This is a genomic window from Robiginitalea sp. (assembly GCF_049588695.1).
Classification (GTDB): Bacteria; Bacteroidota; Bacteroidia; order Flavobacteriales; family Flavobacteriaceae; genus Robiginitalea.
The window spans coordinates 1-2,414 of sequence record NZ_JBAVZJ010000225.1 but is presented as its reverse complement, the minus strand read 5'-3'; the positions used below and the strand labels follow the sequence as shown (position 1 = coordinate 2,414).

The following is a 2,414-nucleotide window of genomic DNA, read 5'->3' as shown; positions in this document are numbered from 1 at the left end:
ATTCAGGACGATCGTATTAGGCCCCCCGGCGATATACCCCGGTATTGGGGCCTCGATCCCATCTGCGGCCATGATCCTGTTGTGGGGTTTTAAAGGGGATTGGCTCCCAAAACCGGTGACAAAACAGTATCCCGTGGTGTTCCGCCCCAGGAGGTAATCCAGATCGTTTTGGGCTGCCTCGAGGTACCTATGGTCCGCTGTCAGGTCATAAGCTATGATTTTTAGCATACCGTCATTACCTACATCCGAATTGCTTCCCCAGGCAAATTCCTCCATGCTGATCAGGTATGGGGATGCGCTTTGTCGGGCTAACATACCCTCTGCATACTCGATAAAATCTGCCCTGATTTCTCCAAAGGCGTCCTTTTGATCGGATGTAATCAGGGAGATCGCCCCCAGGGCCTGAACGACATCCCACTTGGGGGTGACAGGCTTTAAATAGGATTGCTCCAGGGCCGTTTTAAACCTTTCTTGCCCAGTGGTCAGGTATAGTTCGGATGCTGCCCAGAACCGTTCATCGGTAAGGGTGGTATCCGGATAGGCGCCCGTGCTGATATCCTCAGGTTGCTCATAGAAAACTTCGGGGTTTTCGAGGCTCCACGCCCAGGCCTTCAGCGCCGCCTGTTTCATTTCCTCCGCCAGTTCCGGGGTGCCGTAGATGCCGACTATCCTGCACCCAAAGGCCAGGGTGGCCGCAAAATCCAGGGCGGCGGCCGTACTTTTTTGAACCACATACCGGGGTTTATCGGTTTGTTCCGGCAGGATAAAGTCGTCAAAACCTTTGGTAGTAAGCTTGTGATAAACCCCTCCGTCCTGGGGGTCCTGCATTGTCATCATCCACCTCAGGTTAACCAGGGCCTCATCGAGGATATCCGGAAGGTCGTTTCCGGATTCCGGGATGGTAAGGTCCTGATTGTTGTGAAATGCACCATTGACATCCAGGCTTTTTAAAAGGGTCCAGGTGGTGATGCTGCTGTTGACAATGTATTTTCCATAGTCCCCGGCATCATACCAGCCGCCCGGCGACTCAATGGTCGTGCCTTCAGGACGGTTGGCATCGGCTGCAGAGCTGTGAACCAAGACTTCTGTGTCCGGATGTCCCGCTTTTCGAATCCATTGCCCTCCGTATTCCGGAGGTATTTCCTGACTGCACCGGGCATAGTAATAGGATTTCAGGGCGGCATCGGCCAGCGGCTTGTAGAGTTGTGTGCCGATTGAAAATAAAGAACTGCATTCCCCGTCTGCGCACAGTCGGTATCGCCCCTCGGTAGTAAAATCCGAAAAATCCAGAATGCTGACCGTATCCCCGGAGAGTTCCCAATACCGGGGTTCTTTGGCCTTTCCTTCAAAAACCACCTCATCGTTTTCATCCACAAGGCGGAAATCACTCGCAGCTATTTTGGACAATCCTGTTTTAGTCCCGGTCGTCGGATAGCCCAACTGATTGACCAGGATATGACTGGAATCATATTGTAATTCCCGGTTCGGTGGGGTACAGCTTCCTAGTATAAATCCGGCCAGTAATGCGAACGTCAGGGTTTTGGGTTTTAAGTATCTCATACAATTATTATCCAAGTTGAACTTCTAATTTATAGGTGCCCCCGGGTTGTAATGGAATTTTGTTTCCGTCTTTTAAAGGCTGGCCATCGAGTAAGATAGCCGCAACTCCTTTGTTTACCCCGTTGGGATTCTTAACCGAGATTTCATAGGTGGCACCCCTGAATTTCCGGGTGATTTCATAGGACTTCCAGTCCCGCGGGATACAGGGATCGATAACCAGGCCGTCGTAGGCGGGCTGGATTCCCAGGATGTGCTGGCTGATGGCATAGAAATTCCAGGCTGCGGTTCCGGTGAGCCAGGAGTTTTTGGCTTCTCCCGGCCTGTAGGCATCCTTCCCGGCGATCATCTGTGCATAGACATAGGGTTCCGTTTTATGCAGCTCACTGACGTCTTCCAGGTAGGCCGGACAAATCTTTTTAAAATAGTCCCAGGCCTGATCCCCCCGCCCCAGTACCGTTTCACCTATCATGATCCAGGGGTTGTTATGGCAAAAAATCCCGGCATTTTCCTTATACCCTTCAGGGTAGGTGGTGATTTCCCCGTATTCGATATGATACCGTGTAAAAGGTGGATTGTTCAGGACAATACCGTGGGGCGTATCCAGGCGCTCTTTTACGGCATCCAGGGCTGAGGTTACCATTCCCTTCTCCAGGCCGATACCGGCCATGGCACACCATCCGTTGGATTCGATAAAGATCTTCCCTTCGTCGTTTTCCGCACTTCCAATTTTGTTTCCATAATAATCGTAGGCCCGCAGGAACCATTCCCCATCCCAGCCGTGTTCCTCAATCGCCTCTGTCATTTTCTCTACGTGGTTGGCAGCCCGCTCAGCTTCGGCCTCCTTTCCCAAATGG

Annotated in this window: 2 protein-coding genes; both read right to left on the bottom strand. The window is 51.9% G+C overall.

Annotation, left to right across the window (positions count from 1 at the left end; genetic code table 11):
* Nucleotides 1–1,560, bottom strand: a 1,560-nt coding sequence (locus WBV75_RS05445; RefSeq protein ID WP_424119632.1) for a glycoside hydrolase family 9 protein, incomplete at its 3' end; no start/stop codon positions are given.
* 7 nt (nt 1,561–1,567) lie between these two features.
* On the bottom strand, nt 1,568–2,414 hold an 847-nt coding region (locus WBV75_RS05440), incomplete at its 5' end, for a GH36-type glycosyl hydrolase domain-containing protein (protein WP_424119631.1).